A 5,573-nucleotide genomic window follows, 5' to 3' on the forward strand; every position below is an offset into this window, starting at 1 on the left:
GTGAACTGCCTCACGGTTAGGTCTAGGTGACTGTTTCTGTGGGTGCGTCCGTTCCTTGAGAACTCAACAGCGTGCACTTGTCAAATGCCAATTTATTCCTCGTTGATCTTCGGATTGCGAGAAATTCCTTTGGATCAAAGACCAGCCTCTTCGGGGGTTGGCATATGGATACGTCAGTAATGATGTTTCTCTTTGGTCAGTTTCAAACTCGCTGCAGCATCGTTTTCCCGGTGTTGTGTGCATTTCTTTTTTACGGAGAGTTTGATCCTGGCTCAGGATGAACGCTGGCGGCGTGCTTAACACATGCAAGTCGAACGGTGAAGCCAAGCTTGCTTGGTGGATCAGTGGCGAACGGGTGAGTAACACGTGAGCAACCTGCCCTGGACTCTGGGATAAGCGCTGGAAACGGCGTCTAATACTGGATATGAGCCTCTTCCGCATGGTGGGGGTTGGAAAGATTTTTTGGTCTGGGATGGGCTCGCGGCCTATCAGCTTGTTGGTGAGGTAATGGCTCACCAAGGCGTCGACGGGTAGCCGGCCTGAGAGGGTGACCGGCCACACTGGGACTGAGACACGGCCCAGACTCCTACGGGAGGCAGCAGTGGGGAATATTGCACAATGGGCGAAAGCCTGATGCAGCAACGCCGCGTGAGGGATGACGGCCTTCGGGTTGTAAACCTCTTTTAGCAGGGAAGAAGCGAAAGTGACGGTACCTGCAGAAAAAGCGCCGGCTAACTACGTGCCAGCAGCCGCGGTAATACGTAGGGCGCAAGCGTTATCCGGAATTATTGGGCGTAAAGAGCTCGTAGGCGGTTTGTCGCGTCTGCTGTGAAATCCCGAGGCTCAACCTCGGGCCTGCAGTGGGTACGGGCAGACTAGAGTGCGGTAGGGGAGATTGGAATTCCTGGTGTAGCGGTGGAATGCGCAGATATCAGGAGGAACACCGATGGCGAAGGCAGATCTCTGGGCCGTAACTGACGCTGAGGAGCGAAAGGGTGGGGAGCAAACAGGCTTAGATACCCTGGTAGTCCACCCCGTAAACGTTGGGAACTAGTTGTGGGGACCATTCCACGGTTTCCGTGACGCAGCTAACGCATTAAGTTCCCCGCCTGGGGAGTACGGCCGCAAGGCTAAAACTCAAAGGAATTGACGGGGACCCGCACAAGCGGCGGAGCATGCGGATTAATTCGATGCAACGCGAAGAACCTTACCAAGGCTTGACATACACCAGAACGGGCCAGAAATGGTCAACTCTTTGGACACTGGTGAACAGGTGGTGCATGGTTGTCGTCAGCTCGTGTCGTGAGATGTTGGGTTAAGTCCCGCAACGAGCGCAACCCTCGTTCTATGTTGCCAGCACGTAATGGTGGGAACTCATGGGATACTGCCGGGGTCAACTCGGAGGAAGGTGGGGATGACGTCAAATCATCATGCCCCTTATGTCTTGGGCTTCACGCATGCTACAATGGCCGGTACAAAGGGCTGCAATACCGTGAGGTGGAGCGAATCCCAAAAAGCCGGTCCCAGTTCGGATTGAGGTCTGCAACTCGACCTCATGAAGTCGGAGTCGCTAGTAATCGCAGATCAGCAACGCTGCGGTGAATACGTTCCCGGGTCTTGTACACACCGCCCGTCAAGTCATGAAAGTCGGTAACACCTGAAGCCGGTGGCCCAACCCTTGTGGAGGGAGCCGTCGAAGGTGGGATCGGTAATTAGGACTAAGTCGTAACAAGGTAGCCGTACCGGAAGGTGCGGCTGGATCACCTCCTTTCTAAGGAGCATCTGGCACTGATGGCCTTCGGGTTGTGAGTGTCCAGGCGCCGGATCAGACCGTTCGTGTCTGCCGGTTAGCTCATGGGTGGAACATTTGACGTGGTGTCGGGGACGAGGTTCTCGGGTTTAGTACGTGGCTTGCCATTGGAATGATCTGGTTCGGAGTTGTTGACACATGCACGCTGTTGGGTCCTGAGGGGCCGGGCGCTGATCGCGCTGGTTGTTGAACCGGTGGTGGTTGGTGGCTGTTCCTCGAGGGCCTTTTCTTGATGTCGCGGTTGTGATGTCGGGGAGGGGTACCGCCCGTACTTTGAGAACTACACAGTGGACGCGAGCATCTTCGACATGAGCCTTCGGGTTTGTGTCGTGAAGATGATCTTAAAGATCATTAGTCAATTTTTTGACGATTCAACTCATGTGATTTCAAGTCTTTAAGAGCAAACGGTGGATGCCTTGGCATCTGGAGCCGAAGAAGGACGTAGCAATCTGCGATAAGCCTCGGGGAACTGATAAGCGAGTTTTGATCCGAGGGTGTCCGAATGGGGAAACCCCGCCAGGGCGCGTGCGTACCTGGTGACTCCCGCCTGAATATATAGGGCGGGTAGAGGGAACGTGGGGAAGTGAAACATCTCAGTACCCACAGGAAGAGAAAGCAACAGCGATTCCGTGAGTAGTGGCGAGCGAAATCGGAAGAGGCTAAACCTAGCGTGTGTGATAGCCGGCAGGCGTTGCATGTTGGGGGTTGTGGGACTTTTCGGATTGTTCTGCCGAGCAGTCGACGTGACAAGAGGGTATAGACGAACGGTTTTGAATGGCCGGTCATAGAGGGTGCGAACCCCGTAGTCGAAATGCCTGTTCTTGGCGTGAAGAGTATCCCAAGTAGCACGGGGCCCGAGAAATCCCGTGTGAATCTGTCAGGACCACCTGATAAGCCTAAATACTCCCAGATGACCGATAGCGGACAAGTACCGTGAGGGAAAGGTGAAAAGTACCCCGGGAGGGGAGTGAAATAGTACCTGAAACCGTTTGCTTACAAACCGTTGGAGCCTCCTTAGTAGGGGTGACAGCGTGCCTTTTGAAGAATGAGCCTGCGAGTTAGCGATACGTGGCGAGGTTAACCCGTGTGGGGTAGCCGTAGCGAAAGCGAGTCTGAATAGGGCGATTCAGTCGCGTGTCCTAGACCCGAAGCGAAGTGATCTATCCATGGCCAGGTTGAAGCGACGGTAAGACGTCGTGGAGGACCGAACCCACTTAGGTTGAAAACTGAGGGGATGAGCTGTGGATAGGGGTGAAAGGCCAATCAAACTTCGTGATAGCTGGTTCTCTCCGAAATGCATTTAGGTGCAGCGTTGCGTGTTTCTTGCCGGAGGTAGAGCTACTGGATGGCCGATGGGCCCTACAAGGTTACTGACGTCAGCCAAACTCCGAATGCCGGTAAGTGAGAGCGCAGCAGTGAGACTGTGGGGGATAAGCTTCATAGTCGAGAGGGAAACAACCCAGACCACCAACTAAGGTCCCTAAGCGCGTGCTAAGTGGGAAAGGATGTGGAGTTGCTTTGACAACCAGGAGGTTGGCTTAGAAGCAGCCACCCTTGAAAGAGTGCGTAATAGCTCACTGGTCAAGTGATTCCGCGCCGACAATGTAACGGGGCTCAAGCACGCCACCGAAGTTGTGGCATTGACATTTTTGGTAGGCCTTCGTGGTCCAGCCGTGTTGATGGGTAGGAGAGCGTCGTGTGGCGAGTGAAGCGGCGGGGTGACCCAGCCGTGGACGCTACACGAGTGAGAATGCAGGCATGAGTAGCGAATGACGTGTGAGAAACACGTCCTCCGAAAGACCAAGGGTTCCAGGGTCAAGCTAATCTTCCCTGGGTAAGTCGGGACCTAAGGCGAGGCCGACAGGCGTAGTCGATGGACAACGGGTTGATATTCCCGTACCGGCGAAGAACCGCCCAAGCTAATCCAGTGGTGCTAAGAGTCCTAGCTCACGCTTTAGCCGATCCCTTCGGGGTGAGGCGGGTGTGTGTGAACGCTCGACCCCATGCTGGTGCGGCTAGCGTATTAACAGGTGTGACGCAGGAAGGTAGCCCAAGCCAGGCGATGGTAGTCCTGGTGCAAGTGCGTAGGCCGACTCTTAGGCAAATCCGGGAGTCATTGAGGCTGAGACACGATGCGGATAAAAAGTGGGTGATCCTATGCTGCCGAGAAAAGCATCGACGCGAGGTTCTAGCCGCCCGTACCCCAAACCGACTCAGGTGGTCAGGTAGAGAATACCAAGGAGATCGAGAGAATCGTGGTTAAGGAACTCGGCAAAATGCCCCCGTAACTTCGGGAGAAGGGGGGCCATCCACTTATTAGGACTTGCTCCGAAAGGGTGTGGTGGCCGCAGAGACTAGTGGGTAGCGACTGTTTACTAAAAACACAGGTCCGTGCCAAGTCGCAAGACGATGTATACGGACTGACGCCTGCCCGGTGCTGGAAGGTTAAGAGGACCGGTTAGCCGCAAGGCGAAGCTGAGAATTTAAGCCCCAGTAAACGGCGGTGGTAACTATAACCATCCTAAGGTAGCGAAATTCCTTGTCGGGTAAGTTCCGACCTGCACGAATGGCGTAACGACTTCCCAACTGTCTCAACCGCGAACTCGGCGAAATTGCATTACGAGTAAAGATGCTCGTTACGCGCAGCAGGACGGAAAGACCCCGTGACCTTTACTACAGCTTGGTATTGGTGTTCGGTGTGGCTTGTGTAGGATAGGTGGGAGACGGTGAAGCATTCACGCCAGTGAGTGTGGAGTCATTGTTGAAATACCACTCTGGTCACTCTGGATATCTAACTTAGGACCGTGATCCGGTTCAGGGACAGTGCCTGGTGGGTAGTTTAACTGGGGCGGTTGCCTCCCAAAATGTAACGGAGGCGCCCAAAGGTTCCCTCAACCTGGTTGGCAATCAGGTGGCGAGTGTAAGTGCACAAGGGAGCTTGACTGTGAGACTGACAGGTCGAGCAGGGACGAAAGTCGGGACTAGTGATCCGGCAGTGGCTTGTGGAAGCGCTGTCGCTCAACGGATAAAAGGTACCTCGGGGATAACAGGCTGATCTTGCCCAAGAGTCCATATCGACGGCATGGTTTGGCACCTCGATGTCGGCTCGTCGCATCCTGGGGCTGGAGTAGGTCCCAAGGGTTGGGCTGTTCGCCCATTAAAGCGGTACGCGAGCTGGGTTTAGAACGTCGTGAGACAGTTCGGTCCCTATCCGCTGCGCGCGTAGGAAGTTTGAGAGGATCTGACCCTAGTACGAGAGGACCGGGTTGGACGAACCTCTGGTGTGTCAGTTGTTCCGCCAGGAGCACCGCTGATTAGCTACGTTCGGGATGGATAACCGCTGAAAGCATCTAAGCGGGAAGCCGGCCTCAAGATGAGACTTCCATACCCCTTGTGGGTGAGAGGCTCCCAGCCAGACTACTGGGTTGATAGGCCGGATGTGGAAGCGCAGTAATGCGTGAAGCTGACCGGTACTAATAAGCCGATGACTTGATAACACACCGTTTTTGGTGCTTGCGTCCACTGAGTGGTTCTCGATGTACGGTCGAGAACAACACAACAATGAACAATCGTTGTTGGTTTTTGAAACATCAATAGTGTTTCGGCGGCCATAGCGAGAGGGAAACGCCCGGTCACATTCCGAACCCGGAAGCTAAGCCTCTCAGCGCCGATGGTACTGCAGGGGGGACCCTGTGGGAGAGTAGGACACCGCCGGACTTCCTTTAACGAAATGGCCACCCAACGCTGGGTGGCCATTTCGCAT

Annotated in this window: 3 rRNA genes; all 3 read left to right on the forward strand. The window is 54.7% G+C overall.

Annotated features, from left to right (window positions below):
- Positions 1-249 precede the first annotated feature (249 nt).
- The 3 genes from AB0N82_RS16830 (at position 250) to rrf (ending at position 5,527) form a co-directional block, all read left to right on the forward strand.
- A 16S ribosomal RNA gene (locus AB0N82_RS16830) occupies positions 250-1,771 on the forward strand.
- Positions 1,772-2,194: 423 nt separating this feature from the next.
- Positions 2,195-5,307, forward strand: a 23S ribosomal RNA gene (locus tag AB0N82_RS16835).
- 103 nt (positions 5,308-5,410) lie between these two features.
- Positions 5,411-5,527: ribosomal RNA gene (rrf, locus tag AB0N82_RS16840) — 5S ribosomal RNA — on the forward strand.
- Together the 16S, 23S and 5S rRNA genes form the textbook arrangement of a ribosomal RNA operon.
- Positions 5,528-5,573 lie beyond the last annotated feature (46 nt).

The sequence above is a fragment of the Microbacterium sp. NPDC089186 genome, from assembly GCF_040685115.1.
Classification (GTDB): Bacteria; Actinomycetota; Actinomycetes; order Actinomycetales; family Microbacteriaceae; genus Microbacterium; species Microbacterium galbum.